Here is a 20,749-nt window from a genome sequence, read left to right as displayed (position 1 = left end):
TTCCACAAATTTTTGCGAATTTCCGCCTTATTGTCGAAGAAGTTACTTCTGAAACACCGTTTATCCGGGTTTAAGGGACTGAGGCATACTAATGTCACAGCCTCTATTTTTTATCTCAATTTTCTAATTATAATAAACCTGAAAAATTGCTGAGAAATTAGCAAGAAGAATCAAGAAATGAATCAATTTTAAGTCAGTACTGTTACCTATGATGACTGTTTTTTTTTTGCTTTTTTTCGTATAACTTCGTGATAAAAATCATAAATTAATACAACTATTAGAAAATGTCTAAATTGAAAATCAATATATTTTCAAAAAAAAATTTTTTTTTGTAAAGTAAGGAGTGAAACCAAGTCGTAAGGGGAGGAATTTAATATGAAAAATCGGCTTATTTACAGTTTCATGGCAGTACTTATTTTTTTACAATACCTGACGCCGTTACCGGCTATTGCACAAGAGCTGGCAAAAGCAAACAGTTCAGATTTAACGCTGTCCAGTCTGTCTGTGAATAATGAAACACAAGACAGTGTTGAGCTGAAAGTAGCAGGAAATGTCTCAAATGAACAGGATGAACCGCTGACCAAAGTATTAAGTCCAGCAGTTTCCGCCAGTTTGAAGGCTCAAGGGGCTGGGATTGCTTCAGGAAGTGCTCAGGTTTCTTATACTGTTGGAGAAAACGGAATTGAGCTAACCATTCCTGCAAAGACACAGGGAACGTTTGCTGCTGTTTTTTCTATCGAAAAGCAAGCATTAGACGCTAGTGGTACATTTGCTTTAACCAGTGAGAATCAGCAAGTCTCTGTGGAGCTTCCTATTCAGGAAAGCACAAGTGAGTCCTCCTCTAGTACAGCGGCAGAGGTATCAGAAACACCTGCAACGACAGAAAGCAGTAGTTCTGAAATAAAAGAATCAACAACACAAACTACAGAAGCTTCGGATAGTCCAGACAAAGCAGCAAAAGCTGATGCCGGAACAGATATTCGAACATATTTTACTGATGAGCCGAAAACTATTTTGACAGGTTCTTCACTAAAATATCTTGATAGTGAAGGAAACGAGATTCAACCGCCTGTTCCAGTTGATACAACAGTCGTGATTCATTATGACTGGGAAATACCAGAAAATGTTCGTAAGCAAATTAAACCAGGAGATTATTTTGAATTCAACCTGCCGGAGCCGCTGGATGTTAAGACTCTGCCGCAAGGTGGAGATTTAAAGAATGAAGATGGTGAGACGTATGCAACATATACGATAGATGAAAATGGTAAGGTTACAATGATTTTCAATGAGAATGTTACGGATGAAATAGATATCAATGGGACATTTGATTTTGAGAGCATCTTTGATAAGACCGTCGTTACTGAGCCAGGAGATGTAGTAGTGACATTTCCAGCAGAGGATAATCTACCTCCTATCGAAGTTCCGGTGAAGCCGAATACAGATACGTCTATTAGTAAAGCTGGTAAGTTTAATAAAACACCTAATCCTAGCAGTGTTACTTGGACTGTGGATATTAATCAGGCAATGAATGAGCTGACAAATCCCCAAGTCACTGAGACCTGGCCGGATGGATTAACCTATTCTTCTGTTAAAGTCTATAAGCTGGTAATGAATCTTGACGGTACAGTTTCTCGTGTAGGAGAAGAGTTAACCGCACCTGATCAATATACAGTCGATGAAAATGGCAATGTTACAATTTTAGGGGATACTTCCGATGCATATCGCGTGGAGTATGTTACAACTATCGATGATGATGCCATTCCAAATGAGGGCGGCCCTGTGGAATTTAATAATCAGGCCAATTTATCAGATGATAATGATCCGACAAAAATACCTGCGGAAGCATCTGTTACGACCACATACGGAAAGATGGTAACAAAAAATCAAACAGGCTATAATCCGTCAAATCAGGAGTTTTCATGGAGTATTGATTACAACTATGGTGAAAAGCATGTAAATCAGACGGACGCAGTTATTACAGATACAATGAGTGATAATATGGATCTTGTAGATGATTCGCTTGTGATTTATCCAATTACTTTTTCAGCAGATGGGAAGGAGCAGAAAGGCACGCCTTTGGCCTCGCCTGAAGATTATGTGCTTGTACCCAATCCAAATGGTTCCGGATTTGTGGTTCAGTTTACTCATGATGTGGATCAGGCCTACAAAATTGAATACAAAACAAAAGTAAATGGTTTGGTCACTGATGATACGGCTGTTGATAATAAAGTGCAAACTCATACTGGTGAAGAATCTGGCGGGAACGGAAATGCTGTTCAGCAGAATATCATTAAAAAACTTGGTGATGTAAATTACAGTAGTCAGACCGCCAAATATTCTCTTGAAATCAACGGTAATCACTATCCAATGCACGACTTAACTGTTCATGATAAGTTTAATCCGGTTCCTGGAATGAGACTAGCTACTGTTGGCGGAGATGTTCCAGGCTATCAGCTGACTATTGATTCTTCTTCAGGCGACAGGCTAGTTGAAGGAGAAGATTATATTATAACGGTCAATTCTTTGGACGGAAAAAGTGATTACGGGTTTGATATTGTCTTTATTAACGATTACGCAGACACCAGTGAGTCATTTACAGTGAACTATACGACTATTTTTGATATTAGTGTCATCGATCCTCGTAATCCGTCACTCGACCATTTTTTAAACAATGTAGATGTGACGTGGAAGGACAATAATGGTGATTCTCATGATTCCAATGATAAAAATGAATTTAAACCGCTGCCGGGATTTTCATACAACGCAGAAAAATCGGGTGTATATAATGCTCAGACAAAAGAGATTACTTGGACGATTAATGTTAATCTAAGTCAGAATCAACTGATAGATGCCTTTTTGAATGATCCGATAACTGGGAATCAGCAGTATATTCCAAATTCAATTAAGGTGTACGATGGGTTTACAGAACCAGATGGAACCGTTGTGAGAGAAAATGATGTAACACAAGATGGCGGACTAACGATTTTGGAACCGAATAATAACGGAAATATCCTCCACATTGATTTTCCTTCGACTCAGCGAACGTATGTCATTGAATTTAAGACATCTGTTGAAGGTCAAGTCGTCAATGGTGCTCATACCTATGATAATGTTGCGACTTATAAAAATGATGATGAAAGCCGTGAAGTAACAGGGAATGTGTCAATTAAAAACGGCGGTTCCCATATTCAAAAGAATGGAAAACAGGACACTACAGACCCCAATTATATGTTGTGGGATTTAACAATTAATCCAAGTCAGTCTACACTGGATGATGTAGTGGTTCATGACTATCCATCCAATAATCAAGTGGTTGACAGAGAGTCTATCAAGCTTTATGAAACATTTGTTGCCACAGATGGTACCGTGACTGTTGACCATAGCAAGCCGTTACTTGAGGATGTGGACTACTCGGTGGAGTTAATAACAGATAATGCAACGGGAGATCAGGAGATTCAGGTCAGCTTTCTGCATCAAATTAAGACAGCTTATGTAATGGAATACCGCTCTCTAATCAGCTCATCTGCTACTGGTAATACAGATACAGTGAGTAATAGAGCAACAATTGACGGAACGGGATCTGAAATAGTTCATCAGGAAATCAACAAAAATGTGACTGTTCAAATTGATCATAGCGGAGGAAGTGCTTCTGGAACAAAAGGAAGTATTACGCTTCAAAAAACGACTGAGAAGAACATGATATTGCCTGGTGTTCACTTCCAATTATGGGACATCAATAAAACACAGATTCTTCGTGAAGGAGATACAGATAATAGCGGGAAAATAACTTTTGGAAATTTGAAGCTGGGAGACTATCTTCTGGTTGAAACGATTGCTCCTGATGGTTATACGATTCCAGACGATTTAGTTACAGGACGAGTAATCACGATTTCTCAAGAATCCAGCCAAGTATCCGCCCAACCGCAGCAAATTATCAACCAGAAATCAAAAGTATTTTTGAAAAAGACAGGTGAAAACGGCAGTTTATTAGCAGGAGCGCAGTTCAAGCTGGAAAGAAAATTTGGCGATGTTTGGCTGCCAGCGACAGCGGACAGTACGTTGACAACAAATAGTCAGGGAATTTTGGAAATAGATGGCCTGCTTCCCGGGATCTATCAATTGATTGAAACAAAAGCTCCTGATGGCTACTTGCTGGATGCTTCACCAATTGAATTTACTGTTGTAAAAAATGAAAACAATCAGGTACCAACGGTGAATTTAACCATGACCAACTATCAAGGTGCAGCGCAGCTGCAAAAAGTATCAGCTGAAGGACAACCATTAGCAGGAGCACAGTTTAATGTGGTAGATGCTAATGGAAAAGCAGTGAATTCAACTCCGTTGATTTCCGATGCACAAGGAGTCATCACTGTAGAAAATCTGGCACCCGGGGACTATAAGTTCGTCGAAATCAAAGCACCGACAGACTATATTTTGAATACAAAAGAATATCCATTTACCGTAGCTTCAGAAGCTACTGGCAAACCTGAAATAGTGGATGTTGGTTCAGCGGTGAATTATCAAGGAGCGGCCTCTTTACTAAAAGTTAATGGAGTAGGCGATGTTCTGGCGGGAGCGGAATTTGATGTTTATAAGAGTAATGGTCAAAAGGTAAATACAGTTCCTTTAGTTTCTGCTGGAGATGGAAAAGTAAAAATTGACCATCTGGCACCAGGTGATTATTATTTCAAAGAAACGAAAGCTCCTGATGGTTATATTTTGAATACTGAAACCTATTCATTTACAGTTGTTGCTCAAAATAATGGCGAGCTGGCTGAGATAACAGTTGGTCAGGCAGTCAACTACACTGGCAGTGCGGAATTAACCAAGGTTAATGGTCAAGGCGATAAGCTGCAGGGAGCTGAGTTCGCTGTTTATGACGAAAGTGGAACATTAGTTACTTCTACACCGATTGTGTCAGATGAAAATGGGCTGGTTCATATAGATGGACTAGCACCGGGTAGATACTACTTTAAAGAAACCAAAGCACCTTTAGACGATGATGGACGTCCTTATGTTATTAATGACTATCCTGTTTACTTTACCGTACCGGACGCTGCGGCAGGCCAGCCTGAGGTATTGGAATTAGGTGACTTCCAAAACTTTAAAGGAAAAATTTCTTTAACGAAGGAAGGGGAAGCTGCTCAAACAATTGCCGGAGCAGAATTCACTATTTATCGTTCTAATGATCAAAACGAAGAAGTAGCTGTACGAGTGGTGACTGCTAGTGAAGACGGTGTAATCGACATTGAAGGTCTTCCGGCTGGAAGCTATAAAATTATTGAAACAAAGGCACCAGCAGGCTATATCATCAACACGCAGCCAATCTATTTTGTCGTCGCACCAGATTCTGAAAATGATCCTGTTATCGATCCTGTAGTCGTGCCAAACTATCAAGTTTCAATTGAAGCAATGAAGATTGATGGAAGCAGCAATCAGCCGATTCGGGGATTGGCCGGTGCAGAGTTTGACGTACTGAATGGAGATGGCTCGCCATTAACGGCAGATCAGCCTATCTTTGATGCAGACGGTGCGCCAATAACCATAGAGAATAAATTGACTTCTGATGAGAATGGCAAAATCTTTGCTGCTGGTTTTGCTGCCGGAACGTATCAGCTAGTGGAAACAAAAGCACCTGACGGTTATATTCTTGACCGTACACCAATCTTTTTCACTGTTGAAAATCAGTTAGGAAAACCTGAAACATTGACCATTTCCTTAGGTAATATCAATAATTATCAAGGGAAATTTGCAGTAAAAAAAGTTGATGAACACAATAAGCCTTTAAAAGGCGGAGTTTTCCACATTGAAAATGCAGCAGGGGAGAAACAAACGGTCATTGATTTCTTAGGCAATTCAGTGACAGAACTGTCTGCTAATGATTTAGGGATTATTAGTGGTTCCGGACTTGCTCCAGGCAGCTATCAGCTGATTGAAGACGAAGCGCCGGCCGGTTTTATCAAGAATACAAATCCGTTGTCCTTTACAATTGATAAGGAGGCAGTTGGTGCGCCAACCATAGAAAACGGCGGTCTCTTTTCAGGAACCTATGTTAATTATCAGGGAGCTGCTCAGCTTACTAAAGTAAATGAATCAGGACAAAGCTTAGCAGATGCGGTATTCACTCTCTTTGATAAAAATGGTAGTAAACTGGCTGATTATGTATCTGATGCTGATGGACGGGTTCATTTTACTAATCTGGCGCCAGGTGAATATACTGTGAAGGAAACGAAAGCACCTGCTGGGTATCAACTTAGTAAGGACCCCGTAGTATTCACAGTTTCTGCCAGCGCAGCAGATAAGCCTGAACAGATAGAACTGGGACAATTTAAGAACAACCGAATACCGGAAAAACCATCCAATCCCATGTATCCGTCAACCTCAAAACCAAAAGGTAGATTAGCTAATCTAGGCTCCTTAGTCAATAATACCTGGCTGTATGCCGGAGTAGTGATTGTTGCGGCAGCAGCAGGAACAGCTGTTTACCGATATAGAAAATCCAAAAAAGGATAAACTTTAAATAAATAAGAAATGGACTGGTGATTGGTCAATCATCGGTCCGTTTTTTTTTTTAGCAGCTGAATGGAGCAGTGATTTTCTTGTTGAGGTTTGGAAATAGTTTTTCTATATTGATGTTACAAAAGATTTTATTAGATGGATAGTGGACACCATCTGTTTATTCAGTCAATGAACAAATGACTAAGACAGTGCCATCCGCTACGTTTAATAAAAAAGATTTTTGTTTGCTATAGAGATTTTTTGGAGGATTTATACAGGTGAAATTTACACTTCTGAACAGACCTCTGTTATAATGTTTGGTGGAGGAATCAAACAATGAATGAAAATCAATTATCAAAACGTTTAGAGCGTGTAGGGGCGCTTATTCCTGTCGGTAGTCGTCTAGCGGATATAGGCTCTGATCATGCTTATTTACCTGTGGCGTTAATGCTTCAGGGGAAGTTGGAATTTGCTGTGGCAGGTGAAGTAGTCAAAGGCCCTTACGAGTCAGCTGTAAGCCAAGTTCGAAAAAGCGGTCTGACCGAAAAAATTGTTGTCCGATTGGCAGATGGATTAGATGCGGTCGAAAAAGAAGATCAAATCACTGCAGTTTCTATTTGCGGTATGGGAGGTATCTTGATTAGGGATATCTTAGAAAAGGGTCGAAAGGCGAATAGAATAAATGGAAACGAAAGATTGATTCTGCAGCCTAATGTGGGAGAAAAGGGGCTGCGTAGTTGGCTAATGCTGCATGACTACACAATTCTTGCAGAAGATATTTTAGAAGAAAACCAGAAAATATATGAAATCATTGTTGCTGAGAAAGGAACTTCATTTCATGACTATACAGAGGATGAGCTGTTGTTCGGACCTGTTTTACTTCAGAAAAAAGGAGAAATCTTCCTGAAAAAATGGTCTCGGGAAGTTAAACAGCGGGAATATGTCCTGAAGCAGCTGGAAAATTCAAAGACTGATCAGCAGGAAAAAATTGCTGAGCTAAAGCAGGAAATTAAGCAAATTCGGGAGGTGCTTTAAAGTGACACTTAATGGAAATGAGTTTATCCAATATTTTGATGCATATTGCCCGCAGTGGTTAGCTGAAGCTGACGATCCAGTGGGGCTTCATATTGGAACATTAAATAAAGAATTATCTACGATTATGGTGACGTTAGATGTTCGGCCAGAGGTCGTCGCAGAAGCAATCGAAAAGAATGTGGATTTAATCATAGCTAAGCATCCGCCTATTTTTCGTCCAGCCAAGCGTCTGAGTCTGGACCAGCCTCAAACAAAAATGTATGCAGACCTTTTGAAGCATGATATTGCTGTATTTGCGGCGCATACAAATTTAGATATCATAGAGAATGGTTTAAATGATTGGTTTTGTGAGAAATTATCAATTGAAAATACAACATATTTAACCAAAACCCATACGGTTCATTATAAAAAGCTTGCTGTTTTTGTTCCAGTCGATGCAACGTCGGAAATGAGGTTAGCTTTAGGGAAAGCGGGAGCAGGACTTCAGGGGAACTATCAAAATACGAGCTACTCCTTAATTGGTACCGGACGTTTTACACCAGTAGAAGGAGCACACCCTGCAATTGGCGAAGTGGGGGTGGAAGAAAGCGTTCAGGAAGCAAAAATAGAAGTAATTTTTCCTGAGACGATTGAAGCTGAAGTCGTGAAGGCTATGAGACAAGCTCATCCATATGAGGAACCAGCTTTTGATATTTTCAAAATTGATAATAGAACGAAGGATTTTGGCTTGGGGCGAATTGGTGAGCTAACAGAAGCTATCCCTTTAAAATCATTTATTGAAAGAGTTAAAGAAAGCTTTAATCTTGATGGATTACGGCTGATTGGCACTGATACAGATGAAGAACGGCTGATTCGCCGTATAGCGATTTGCGGCGGCAGTGGAGAGAAGTTTTATCCAGATGCATTGAAAAAAGGCGCAGATGTTTATATTACCGGCGATGTTTATTACCATACCGCTCACGACATGGAGGCAGAGGGCCTGACAGTTATCGATCCAGGCCATCATATTGAAGTGCTTTGTGTTTCAAAGTTGGTCAAACTATTCAATCAGTGGAAAAAAGACTATAATTGGGATGTGGCTGTCATAGAATCAACAGTAGATACAAACCCATTTAAATTAAGATAGGAGCAATGAACTATGTACGAAAATCTATTACCTCGTTTTTTACGTTATGTAAAAACAGAAACAAGATCTAATCCGGAAAGCACCACAACCCCATCAACTGAAACGCAAATTGCGTTTGCTCATACATTGAAAAAGGAATTAGAAGAACTGGGCATGACAGATGTGATTTACAATGACCAAAATGGCTTTGTAATCGCAACATTACCAGCTAATACCGATAAAGATGTTCGAACGATTGGTTTTATTGCACATATGGATACGGCTGATTTCAACGCGGTAAATGTAAATCCTCAGATTGTTGAAAACTATGATGGAGAATCTACAATTAAGCTGGATGAAGCAGGAAAATATACTTTAAATACAAAAGACTTTCCCAACTTGAAAAACTATACAGGTCAAACCCTTATTACAACTGATGGAACAACTCTGTTGGGTGCGGATGATAAGTCAGGAATTGCGGAAATCATGACTGCAATGGAGATTCTAATTAAAAATCCTTCAATTAAACACGGGACTATCAGAGTTGCTTTTGGTCCAGATGAGGAAATCGGCGTTGGTGCAGACAAATTTGATGTTGCCCAGTTTAACGTAGATTTTGCCTATACAATGGATGGCGGACCTGTAGGCGAGCTGCAGTTTGAAACGTTTAATGCTGCTCAGGCTGAGATTACTATTCATGGGAAAAACGTTCATCCTGGTACAGCTAAAGATACAATGATTAATGCGCTGCAGCTAGCTATTGATTTTCATAATGAACTGCCGGCTGACGAAGTTCCAGAAAAAACAGACGGTGCTGAGGGTTTCTATCATCTGTTGTTTTTGAATGGCGTACCGGAAGAAGCAAAAATGACGTATATCATTAGAGATCATGATCGAGACAAATTTGAAGCCCGTAAAAAGAAAATTACTGAAATTCAACGTAGACTGAACGCTTCCTTTGATCAGGAACGCGTAGAAGTTACTATGTTTGATCAATACTACAACATGAAGGAAGTCATTGAAAAAGACATGAGTATTATCGAACTGGCTAAGCAAGCGATGATTGAGCTGGAAATCAAACCGCTAATTGAGCCAATTCGAGGCGGTACGGATGGCTCAAAAATTTCTTATCTGGGTACACCAACACCGAATATTTTTGCCGGCGGAGAAAATATGCATGGCCGATTTGAATTTGTTTCTTTACAGGCAATGGAAAAAGCGACCGATGTTATTGTGAAAATCGCTGAGCTAAATGCAAAATAAGCTGAAGTAAAAACCATAAGTTGGGACTGGGGCGATATTCTCTATTAATGCTCCAGTCCAATTTTTTCTGAGGAGGGATAAACGATGAAGAACATCATGATTTTATTCAATAGTACTTCTGGACAGGATCAGGGGAAGGATATCGCTGAGCAGTTTAAGCGTTATGCTCAGAAAAAGCAGGCTGATTTAGTTTGTTCACTTCAGGAAATTGGCCCGGAAATTGATGATCAAAAGGTTGTCGCAGAAGCAGAGAAGCAACAGATTGATACCTTAGTAATCATTGGCGGCGATGGAACAATCAATAAAATGGTCGCTGCCTTTAGAGAACGGCTTTCTGATTTAACATTGGGGATTCTTCCCGGGGGAACGGTAAATAACATGGCACAGGCGCTAAATATTCCAACCGATTTTTCTGATGCTTTTGATATTATTTTAGCTGGTCATACCCGAAAAGTTGATTATGGTAAAATCGGTAGTAAGAGTATTGTCAGCACAATGACAATTGGAATTCTAGCAGATACCGCTGTTCAGATTACCCAAAAAGAGAAACAGAAATACGGCAAATTTATTTTTGTAAAAAACTTTTTCAGGCTATTAGCTAAGAAAAAACGGTATGATTTAGAAATAACGATTGATGAGAAGGAATGGCGGGGGAAAACGCAGCTTTTAGCTGTTGTTATGACAAATTCTGTTGGCGGTTACCGAAATTTTGATACAGCTGCAAAACCAGATGACGGATTGTTTCATTTAATCATTCTGCCGCAGATTAATACATTTAAGCTGATTGGCTATCTGCCAAAAATCATACTGGGAAAAATAAGTGAACTGCCTGAGATGGATTATCTGACAGGAAGTCATATTCAGATAAAAAATCACAAGCAGGGAGAAAAAATAGTAACCAGGGTCGACGGCGATCCATGTGATGATTTGCCTGTAGAGCTTGCGATGGTTAAACAGGGTCTAACTATCTTTGCTCCAAGCGAAGAATGAGTTGATTAGGGCTATATTCAACGTAAGTAAAGGCAGCTAAACTTTTTCTAATCACAACAAAGGTTTAAAATGGCAGGGAAGAGAAGAGGTGACAGACCGTAGTGTCAATTGAAGTTAAGCTGTTAGGAATTTATCTGGCAGGAATTAATCTTTATGTGTTGTTCATGATGTATTATGATAAACAACAAGCAAAAAAACGGGAATGGCGTGTATCGGAAAGCCGGATACTGGCTGCTGGTTTTTTAGGCGGCGGCCCGGCGGGACTGTTAAGTCAACAGCTTTTCCATCATAAAACTAGAAAGTTTAGATTTTACCTGATATTTGGTCTAGGAACAATTGGATGTATAGCAGCTATCTATTATAGTAGTAAGTATTTTTAAGGGGAGAAATCATGAAAAACAATACTGTGCTGAAAATCATTTTTAACATTCTCTTAATGTTGCTGATGATTGGCGTCGTTGTTTATGTGATAGACAATTCATTAGGCGATATTATTGCTCAGCTTTTGGAAACAAGTCTGCTTGTAGCCGTGCTGGTTGTTGGCCTGGGAGTTGTATATCAAATGGTAGAAGGACGGTCAATCCGCGAAATAGCAGTGAATTTTCAGCCCAAGTTTACCTCGAAGGATGGTTTTTTCGCTTCGTGTTATGTAGCATTTTATAGGATTATTTCGTTTGGGACAGGGACATTGGTCTCAGAAGTATTATTTTACCGGAAAAAAGGGTTAGCTGTTTCTCAAGGGATGGGCGTCACTGCTCTTCATATGATTATGTATAAGCTGGCTGTTGTATTCTGGGCAGTAATAGGACTTATTTTTCAATTTTCATATCTTTATACCCATTCACCAAAGATGATTCCTTTTATAGTCATCGGAATGATTATTACTTTTGTGATTATTTTTGTAATTATGGTTTTATCGGTTAGTATTAAGCTTCAAGTTGTTTTGACCGTTTGGGCGAGTAAGCATATTAAGCGGCAGAAGCTGAGAGACTGGGTGGATAAATGCAATCTTCAGATTTATTCATTAAGAGACACCATGCAGACGATTGTCAAGGACCGCTCAGCAGTTCTGCGCATATTTGTTTGGAATGCAGCAAAAGTTTTTATTTGGCTGGTGATTCCCTATGTAGCACTGGTAGAAGCACACCCGCTCATTGATTTTATCCAGACGTGGGCGTTTACAAGCTTTGCAATTGTGTTGTCTGGGGTAATCCCTACGCCTGCGGGAATAGGTTCCTTTGAATTTGTTTATCTACTATTGTTTAAACCGCTGGTTGGTACTGTAGATGCAGTTTCTTCACTACTGCTGTACCGCTTCAGCAGCTTCGTCCTACCGTTTTTACTGGGTATGGTATATGTCATTATGGAAAAGCGCAAGAAGATTAAAGAAGAAATCATAGCTGTCAGGGATGAATCAAGCTCTTCAGAGTAATTTTCTATAGAAAAAAAAGAAGTCTTTTTCTATTGATTTGTTTCGGATAAAAATTATGTGTTATACTTAGAGACATACTAGGGGAGTCATTGTGACTGAGATGTTCATTCGAACGGACCCTTTGAACCTGTGAGTTGATACTCGCGTAGGGAAGTAGTCTAAAGAATAGAATACGATATTTTAGACTCTTCAAAATGGTTCCGTACATTCTGAAGGGTTTTTCTGTTTTTTCGGCCTTCTTCTCAAAAAAGTATGGGGAGGAACAGCATGGGATTTACAACAGAACTAAGAACACAAGCAGACGTAATTTGGGGAAAAAGTAAGCAGCACAGGTTTTTGAAGGAGCTTCAAAGCGGGACGCTTGCTCCGGAAATTTTCCGTTTCTATTTGATTCAGGATAGATACTACCTAGAACAGTTTGCCCGTATCCATCAAGCTGCTGCTGATTTAACTGCAGATCCAGCGATTCAAGCATTATTTTTATCGGGGGTTAAAGGATTGGAGGAAGCAGAAATCGCTGTACGGGAGGATTTCTTTGGAGAACTGGAAATTACTGAAGAAGAAATTCGAACCACACAGATTGCACCCACAGCCTATCACTATACTGCTCATATGTATAGTGAATTATCCACTGGCAGTACCGCTCGGACAGCGGCAGCTTTATTGCCTTGTTACTGGCTGTATCAGGAGGTTGGGGAGGAGCTGGCTGGAAGTGGTTCCTCCAATCCTTTATACCAGCGCTGGATTGACACTTACAATAGCGAGGGGTACAAGGAGGCAGTTGATAATCAAAAAGAGCTAACAGAGCGGCTCGCACTTCAGGTCAATAAGCAAGAGCGCGAGGCAATGAAACAAGGCTTTTTAATCAGTAGTTATCAGGAATGGAAGTTTTGTGAAATGGCTTATACTCTTGAAAGATGGGAGGAAAGTCCATGTATCCATATTATTTAATTGAAGAAATTCGAGAAAAAAATCCGCTGATTCATAATATAACTAATATAGTGGTGGCTAACGATTCTGCCAATGGCCTACTGGCAGTTGGGGCCTCTCCTTTTATGTCGGCGAGCAGTGAAGAAATGATGGAAGTAGCAGAGATTGCAGATGCCACTGTTCTAAATACAGGAACTCTCTCAGTCAGCCAGTTAGCGGCAATGAAAATTGTTGGAAAACGAGCCAATCAATTGATGAAACCGGTAATAATTGATCCGGTCGGTGTTGGGGCTACTTCTTTTCGAAAAGAGCAAATCATGCTGCTTTTAGCTGAAGTACAGCCAACACTAATTCGCGGAAATGCTGGTGAGATTGCTGCTTTAGCTGGAATGGGCTGGCAAAGTAAGGGGGTAGATGCAGGCTCTGGCTCAGCAGATATAGTAGCTGCTGCAGAACAGACTGCAAAAAACTATGCGTCTCTGGTTGCTGTTAGCGGTGAAACAGATATTATCACCGATGGACAGATGACTTATATTGTTGAGAATGGAACGCCTTTTTTTACAACAATGACAGGAGCAGGGTGTCTATTGTCCTGCTTATGCGGTGCTTTCCTATCGGTGAGTAAAGAAGATCAGTTGGAGGCCGTATTGGCAGCTCATGCTGGTTATGCCATTGCTGGAGAGCGAACTTCTGATAAATTATCAGGCTTGGCAGTCGGCAGCTTTAGAACAGGACTGCTGGATGAGCTTTCAGCATTGAACGAAGAAACGATTAGTCGTTCAGCAAGAGTTAGGAGGAAAGCATAATGAACAAAACGATTCAGTCCTTAACTATTGCAGGCTTTGACAGCGGCGGCGGTGCAGGTTTACAAGCTGATTTGAAAACATTTCAGGAGCGTTTTGTCTTTGGGACCTCGGTTCTGACTGCATTGCCCATTCAAAATACCCAGGGTGTAAAATCTGTTTACGACATCCCGTTGACAGCTATAAAAGAACAGTTGGCAGTTATTCAGGAAGATTTTGTAATATCTGCAGTCAAGACGGGAATGCTTTTTACTGCAGACATTATCAAACTGACCGCAGAATTTTTAAAGACGGCTGACTTTGGTCCATTGGTGATTGATCCGGTGATGATTGCTAAAAGCGGTCATGCGCTTTTAAAAGAGACTGCTGTAAAAGCATTAATTGAAGAACTTCTGCCGCTTGCAGAGATTATTACGCCAAATATTCCGGAAGCAGAGACAATCAGCGGATTTCCAATTACCTCTAAGGCAGAAATGGTTCATGCTGGGAAAATCATTCAACAGCAGGGCGCCAAAAATGTCGTGGTAAAAGGTGGTCATCACATTGAGGGGAAAGAATCTTCGGATTTACTGCTTTTGGAAAATGGAGAAATTAAATGGCTGTCAGCTCCCCGGATTAATACAAAAAAGACCCATGGAACCGGCTGTACATTTTCAGCGTGTATCACGGCGGAGCTAGCGAAGAAGCAGTCTGTAAAGAAAGCAGTTATTACTGCAAAAGCATTTATTCAGGCAGCGATTGAAGATAGTATTGATGTAGGGAAAGGGAATGGTCCAACGAATCATTGGGCATACCGAAAGGTGGAAAAGCATGATGGCAGCTGGTAATTTCCTTGAAGTTTATCTAATTGCGGGAACTCAGGATGTTGTTTCCGGTTCATTGCCTACGTTATTAAAAAAAGCGCTGAAGGCTGGGATTACTTGCTTTCAATACCGTGAAAAAGGGAAGGGAAGCCTTGTTGAGTATGAACAAAGAAAAGAGATGGCGCTAATTTGTCGTAATCTCTGCCGGCAATACAACGTTCCTTTTCTGATTAATGATGATGTAGCTCTTGCTGTAGATGTCTTAGCAGATGGGGTTCATGTGGGACAAGAGGATAAAAATATCCAAGAGGTTCTGGCAATGTTTCCTAATAAAATCGTTGGTCTATCTTGTTATAATCAGCAGGAAATCGATGACGGAAATAAGCTAACGGATATTAGCTATTATGGTATTGGTCCTGTTTTTGGTACGATTTCAAAAGCAGATGCAAAGCCGCCAATCGGTGTGGAAAAACTAAGAATATTAGCTGAACGTTCGACAAAACCTGCCGTGGCAATTGGCGGGATTACTATAGAAAACGTTAAAGAAATACAGGCAGCAACGGTCGCTGGAGCAGCGGTTATTTCAGCAGTGACGCGATCTAACAATATTCAGAAAACCGTTGAAAAATTAAAAAAAGGAAGTGGAGACAAATGACACATCAAGGATCATGTTTATGTGGTAAGACAACATTCTCAATTAAAGAGGCAAGCTTAGAAGTATCTGCCTGTCACTGTGGGATGTGCAGACGCTGGACATCGGGACCGCTACTGTCGATTGAAGCTGGAAATTCAGAAAATATTACGTTTGACAATGAGGACAATATTGGGCGATATCAGTCTTCAGAATGGGCGGAGAGAGGTTTTTGTAAAAACTGTGGTTCGTCGCTCTTTTATCATGGACTGACAGATGACAGCTATTATATTCCTGTAGATTTGTTGAAGGATATAAACGGGGCTAAGCTGGTTTTGGAAATCATGTATGATAACAAACCAGATTATTACTGTTTTAGTAATGATACGAAAAAAATGACACAGGCAGATATTTATCAGCAGTTTGTTGAAGAAACAAGCGAATAGTTTTCAAGATGGGGCTGTGACATTAGTATGCCTCAGTCCCTTAAACCCGGATAAACGGTGTTTCAGAAGTAACTTCTTCGACAATAAGGCGGAAATTCGCAAAAATTTGTAGAACAATTTTCGGAATTTCCGCCTTATTGCTTGAAGCTGAACACTTCTGTCACAACCTCTTCAGTTCCAAAGATAAAATAAAGGTGTTTCTGAAACTCTCCATACTTCGAGGGTTGGAACAAAGGGAGAACTGGAGACAAGCCTGGAGAAACCTGATGAGATGTTAAAGTGCCTAGTGTTGGAGTTTTCGGAATAAGGTGAAAGATACTGATAATAGAAATTGAGATGGTCCCTTAGATTAGACTCGAAAATCTAATCTAGGGGTTTTTCAATGCATTACTATGAGAATGAGTTTAGAAGACATACAGTGAGTCTTCTAAACTCAAATCAAAAACACTTCTGTCATCTCCTCAAAGGAAATACCCTAAAAATGAGAAAAAAGAAAAAATAATGAGAAGAGTATCTAGCGAAAAACTATCGAATTTGAAAAGGTTTTTCACTTTTTTTTGTTTATTTTAAAGTGAAAAATTAAATTGTAAAGAGGAAGAAAATTTTTTTCATGATGAATGGGTAATAATTTTCACATTTTGCTCATAGAATGATTGCGATTCAGAGGAAAACGAGTATGATAAGACTATTGAAAAACAGTTTGTTAAAGGATTTACTGAATGAATTGTTTGCAATTATCAGAAATTTTAGTCTTTTTAACTTATTTGAGAAGAGGAAGTGTTTTTATGGAACAAAAGCAATTGAGGTGGTTCAGTGTTGGGCTGATTGCCTTCAATATGGTCTGGGGAATCGGCAATGTTGTGAACAATTATGCGCAGCAGGGCATTTCCGTAGTGACCTCATGGATTTTGATTTTAGTGTTGTACTTTATTCCTTATGCGCTGATTGTCGGGCAATTAGGCTCAACATTCAAAGACAGCAATGGCGGAGTTAGTTCCTGGGTGCAAAATACAAGCACCAAACGTCTAGCTTACTATGCCGCATGGACATATTGGGTTGTACATATTCCTTATCTTGCACAAAAGCCGCAGGCAATCTTGATTGCATTAGGTTGGGCGGTTCAAGGAAATGGGAATCTTGTAAATACGATGTCTATTTCAACAGTCTCCTTCCTTTCGCTGATTATTTTCCTAGTCTTTCTGATGTTGTCTACTAAGGGCTTGACTACATTAAAAGTAATCGGAGGAATTGCAGGAACAGCAACCTTTGTTATGTCAATGCTTTTCATTCTTTTTGCAGTTGGCGCACCAATGATAAACTCTTCTGTAGAGTTTGCTACGCCACACATGGAACAAGTCAGTACTTATATACCAAAGTTCGATTTTAGCTATTTTACGACTCTTTCAATGCTGGTCTTTGCCGTTGGAGGAGCAGAAAAAATTTCTCCGTATGTAAATGCCACTAAGAACCCTGCCAAAGAATTTCCCAAGGGAATGATTTTCCTGGCTGCCATGGTAGGAGCTTCTGCTGTATTGGGTTCATTTGCGATGGGTATGCTGTTTGCCAGTAATAATATTCCAGAAGATTTAATGGCAAATGGTGCATATAGTGCCTTCCAGATTTTAGGAGAGTACTATGGCGTGGGAAATCTGCTAATGATTATTTATGCCTTGACTAATGGTGCTGGACAAATCGCCGCATTAGCCTTTTCTATTGATGCACCGCTGAAAATTCTTTTAGCAGATGCGGATCCTGACTATGTACCTGCAGCATTACGCAAGCGTACTAAAAAAGGAACATTGGTTAACGGCTACTTATTAACAGGTGTACTTGTTAGTATCATTATTGCACTGCCTATGTTTGGCTTGAAGAACATGAATGAGTTGGTTAAATGGCTGACTAATCTAAATTCTGTGGTAATGCCAATGCGTTATTTATGGGTATTTTTTGCCTATATGATGCTGAACAAAGCCTACAAGAACTATACTTCCGAATATAAATTCATGAAAAATCCAAAGCTTGGTTTCATTTTTGGACTATGGTGTTTCCTATTCACAGCGTTTGCCTGTATTTTAGGAATGGTACCAAAAGTTGATTTCAATGTCGATCCTCAAGGGTGGACCTTCCAGCTGCTGTCTAATATTCTGACACCAATTATCCTATTATTGTTAGGCATGATATTGCCGGCTCTTGCTCGTCGAGGAAAGAATAAAGAGTTGAACTAACTGGATGGTACATGGATGATAGTTCATGGTATCGTTAGAATTCATCACTGTATTACAAACGGATTAGTTCGATTCAAATGAAAATAAGCAGTTGTAAAGTAAATGTGTTAAAGAAGAATTAGATTATAAATGAGAAGAGGTTGTGACAGAAGTGTTCAGCTTCAAGCACTAAGGCGGAAATTCCGAAAATTGTTCTACAATTTTATGCGAATTTCCGCCTTATTGTCGAAGAAGTTACTTCTGAAACACCGTTTATCCGGATTTAAGGGACTGAGGCATACCAATGTCACAGCCCCTTTTTACGTTATTGCAAATCAATTCTTTACAAAAAAAGTGTATCTCCTATCGAAGAAAAAGGTACATCGATTGAACGGCACAAGAATCAGCACCAAGGGAGAGTATTGTCAGGACGAGAGATTTTTGTGATAATAAATGAGATGAATAACTGGGAAAGTGAGGGGAAACGATGAGTTGTTGGGAACGATTAGGAATCGAACCGATTTCGAATAAAAAGGAGATTAAACAAGCATACGCTGCTAAGTTAAAACAAATAAATATTGATCAGCAGCCAGCTGCTTTTCAGCAATTGAAAGAGGCCTTTGACCAAGCGCTAATTTTAGCCGATACAGTTGACCTTGCGTGTACAGGGGCTGAAAAAAAGGAGCCAGTCACTTCTATACCTGAGGACAATAAGGTTGATGAAGGTGGAAGTATCCTTGAAGGAGTAAAATTTTCAGATGAGTTAAGTCAAATTGATGCTGCACAAGTTTTTGCGGAGAAATTATCCCATCTGTATAGTGAAAAGGCTTTTTTTAATGATATCGAAAAATGGATGACTTTATTCACTGATGAGCTGACATGGTCGATTACTGAATATGAGCATATCCAAAGAATAATGCAGCGTTTTTTATCCGAAAACTACCCGCTGCTGTCAAAACAAATTCTTTCTTTTTTTGGAAAAGTTTTTGATTTTAACAGGCAGGCGGAAGATGTCAAAACAAGGAACTATTTTAGCTATACATGGGAAGAAATCCAAAGAGCGCCAGACTATTCTTTTGAGATTTACAAACAAATCGAGCTGGAGGAACGTATCCCTTATTTTTTTGCCAGATATGAGCTGTTTCAGATGCTTGCTCAGGGAATACCTGAAAGAAATACCTGGAAGAAGAAGCTGACGGAGTGTCAGGGGATAATTGCTGAAGATTTAGATATTATTCATTTACAGATTGCGTACACTTTAGTGAGAGATAAAAAAATACAACAGGAACAGTCAAATAGAAAATTAACGCCATTGTTTAATCTAATCCAAAACTTAACTAGTGATAGAACAGCAGCTTTTTTAAGCGATTATGTTCAGTGGCAAACAGAGCATGACTCAAAAGCATTAAGGATATTGTCTTATAACAGGGAAGATGTTACCTTGCCTTATTCAGTCTTTTTACTGTTAACTGCTCAAGTATATGCTGATATCAAAAATTTTCATGAAGTTCGGTTACGCTGGAAGAAGCTTGAACAATTGGCACCCAGCATGATTCGTCAAATACCTGAAAGCTCTAAACCTGTAGTTAATATTCCTCAGGAACGAAGATCAAAGAAATCTATCTGGATTATTTTGCTTATTTTAATTGGATTATCTGGTTTGGCTAGAGTTGCCACTAGTCAGCCGCCACAAAGAAAAAAACTTACTTTGTTAGAAACAACCAGCCAAAGAGCAGATATGGATAGTAATCTTTTTAAGAAAAACTATCAAAGTAGTATAGGAAATGAGTTTACTTTTTTATTTTATATAATTAAAGGAAATGAAGAAGAAAGGGAGCAATTTGTTGAAAGGTATGTTGCTAAAGAGCAAAAAGATAGGGTGTTATATACTAGTCTTGAATTATTAGGAAAAATTCCCTTTGATTCTTATCCAATCTACACATCAGTAGATACGATTGAGGGATACGGACATATTTGTGCCCTTAGAACATCTTTAAAGGAGGAACCATTTGCCTTTTTACAGATGAACAATCAAGGGGAAATCATTGAAATTTATGGGAAAGGCTGGACAGAATTAAGTGATGAAGCGTCCAAACATATCTGGCAGGATATTCAAGTAACGCCTGAAACTTCTCATAAGTTTTTCTGGCATTTTTATCTTCAGTCAACAGATAGAGAAAAAAATTTATTGCTTTATTCAGAGTATACCACCAATGAAGTTCATCAATTGTTGAAAGAAAATTTGAGTTTTTTGGCGAATGAGGATTTTGAAGACTGGACAGTAAAACAAGCCAAGAACGCTAATGGAAAAATTTATACATTGTATATGGATGTAGATGGATTAGAAAAGGCGATTATTTCTTATGACCTTTACGGGCGAATTGATCGAGTCTATGGGGAAGGAATGCACCAGCTTGGGGAATCCGAACGACAGAAGCTTTATGAGAGTCTTGAGACCGATGAACTTGGGGATTAGCTTGTCCTAATAAATGAACAAAACAGAAAGATTTTGCTGAAATGGCTATAAAATGGTAAAATCAAGGATGTTCGCTCATAAATAATTGGATTTAGCGAAAAAATTGAGAGCAATTTTCATTTTAAAACGGTAT

General features: G+C 39.4%; 14 protein-coding genes and 1 riboswitch. All 14 genes read left to right on the top strand.

The window, feature by feature from the left end:
- Nucleotides 1–375: 375 nt before the first annotated feature.
- The 14 genes from ACYSNQ_RS00320 to ACYSNQ_RS00255 all read left to right on the top strand — a co-directional run bounded on the left by ACYSNQ_RS00320 (nt 376) and on the right by ACYSNQ_RS00255 (nt 20,616).
- Complete coding sequence (locus ACYSNQ_RS00320) at nt 376–6,513, top strand: SpaA isopeptide-forming pilin-related protein (RefSeq protein ID WP_426080766.1); 6,138 nt, start codon at nt 376–378, stop codon at nt 6,511–6,513.
- A gap of 321 nt (nt 6,514–6,834) precedes the next feature.
- Nucleotides 6,835–7,533 carry a tRNA (adenine(22)-N(1))-methyltransferase gene (locus tag ACYSNQ_RS00315; protein WP_426080765.1) on the top strand — a complete coding sequence of 233 codons (699 nt, stop codon included), beginning with the start codon at nt 6,835–6,837 and terminating at the stop codon, nt 7,531–7,533.
- Between the two features lies 1 nt (nt 7,534).
- Nucleotides 7,535–8,659, top strand: a complete 1,125-nt coding sequence (locus tag ACYSNQ_RS00310) for a Nif3-like dinuclear metal center hexameric protein (RefSeq protein WP_426080763.1) — start codon at nt 7,535–7,537, stop codon at nt 8,657–8,659.
- Between the two features lie 12 nt (nt 8,660–8,671).
- Nucleotides 8,672–9,901: a peptidase T gene (gene pepT, locus ACYSNQ_RS00305; protein WP_426080762.1), complete on the top strand. Its 1,230-nt coding sequence runs from the start codon at nt 8,672–8,674 to the stop codon at nt 9,899–9,901.
- 84 nt (nt 9,902–9,985) lie between these two features.
- Nucleotides 9,986–10,891 carry a diacylglycerol/lipid kinase family protein gene (locus ACYSNQ_RS00300; RefSeq protein ID WP_426080761.1) on the top strand — a complete coding sequence of 302 codons (906 nt, stop codon included), beginning with the start codon at nt 9,986–9,988 and terminating at the stop codon, nt 10,889–10,891.
- A gap of 101 nt (nt 10,892–10,992) precedes the next feature.
- Entirely contained in the window at nt 10,993–11,271 is a 279-nt protein-coding gene (locus ACYSNQ_RS00295) for a DUF1294 domain-containing protein (RefSeq protein ID WP_426080760.1), read from the top strand.
- 11 nt (nt 11,272–11,282) lie between these two features.
- Nucleotides 11,283–12,323 (top strand): lysylphosphatidylglycerol synthase transmembrane domain-containing protein, encoded by a 1,041-nt coding sequence (locus ACYSNQ_RS00290; RefSeq protein ID WP_426080759.1) that lies wholly within the window; start codon nt 11,283–11,285, stop codon nt 12,321–12,323.
- 69 nt (nt 12,324–12,392) lie between these two features.
- Nucleotides 12,393–12,492, top strand: a riboswitch (TPP riboswitch).
- 98 nt (nt 12,493–12,590) lie between these two features.
- A complete protein-coding gene (gene tenA, locus ACYSNQ_RS00285; protein WP_426080758.1) occupies nt 12,591–13,274 on the top strand; it encodes a thiaminase II in 684 nt (227 codons plus the stop codon).
- Nucleotides 13,256–14,059, top strand: coding sequence for a hydroxyethylthiazole kinase (thiM, locus tag ACYSNQ_RS00280; RefSeq protein ID WP_426080757.1), 804 nt, complete (start codon nt 13,256–13,258; stop codon nt 14,057–14,059). Before tenA ends, thiM begins: the two co-directional genes overlap by 19 nt.
- A complete protein-coding gene (gene thiD, locus ACYSNQ_RS00275) occupies nt 14,059–14,883 on the top strand; it encodes a bifunctional hydroxymethylpyrimidine kinase/phosphomethylpyrimidine kinase (RefSeq protein WP_426080756.1) in 825 nt (274 codons plus the stop codon). Before thiM ends, thiD begins: the two co-directional genes overlap by 1 nt.
- A complete protein-coding gene (gene thiE / locus ACYSNQ_RS00270; RefSeq protein ID WP_426080755.1) occupies nt 14,867–15,514 on the top strand; it encodes a thiamine phosphate synthase in 648 nt (215 codons plus the stop codon). Before thiD ends, thiE begins: the two co-directional genes overlap by 17 nt.
- Nucleotides 15,511–15,936: a GFA family protein gene (locus ACYSNQ_RS00265; RefSeq protein ID WP_426080754.1), complete on the top strand. Its 426-nt coding sequence runs from the start codon at nt 15,511–15,513 to the stop codon at nt 15,934–15,936. The genes thiE and ACYSNQ_RS00265 overlap by 4 nt, the downstream gene beginning before the upstream one ends.
- Nucleotides 15,937–16,721: 785 nt before the next feature.
- Nucleotides 16,722–18,161: an APC family permease gene (locus ACYSNQ_RS00260; protein WP_426080753.1), complete on the top strand. Its 1,440-nt coding sequence runs from the start codon at nt 16,722–16,724 to the stop codon at nt 18,159–18,161.
- A gap of 466 nt (nt 18,162–18,627) precedes the next feature.
- Nucleotides 18,628–20,616 (top strand): hypothetical protein, encoded by a 1,989-nt coding sequence (locus ACYSNQ_RS00255; protein ID WP_426080752.1) that lies wholly within the window; start codon nt 18,628–18,630, stop codon nt 20,614–20,616.
- The last annotated feature ends 133 nt before the right edge of the window (nt 20,617–20,749 follow it).

Source organism: Enterococcus sp. LJL51, assembly GCF_054871795.1.
This window is presented reverse-complemented; position numbering and strand designations above follow the sequence as displayed.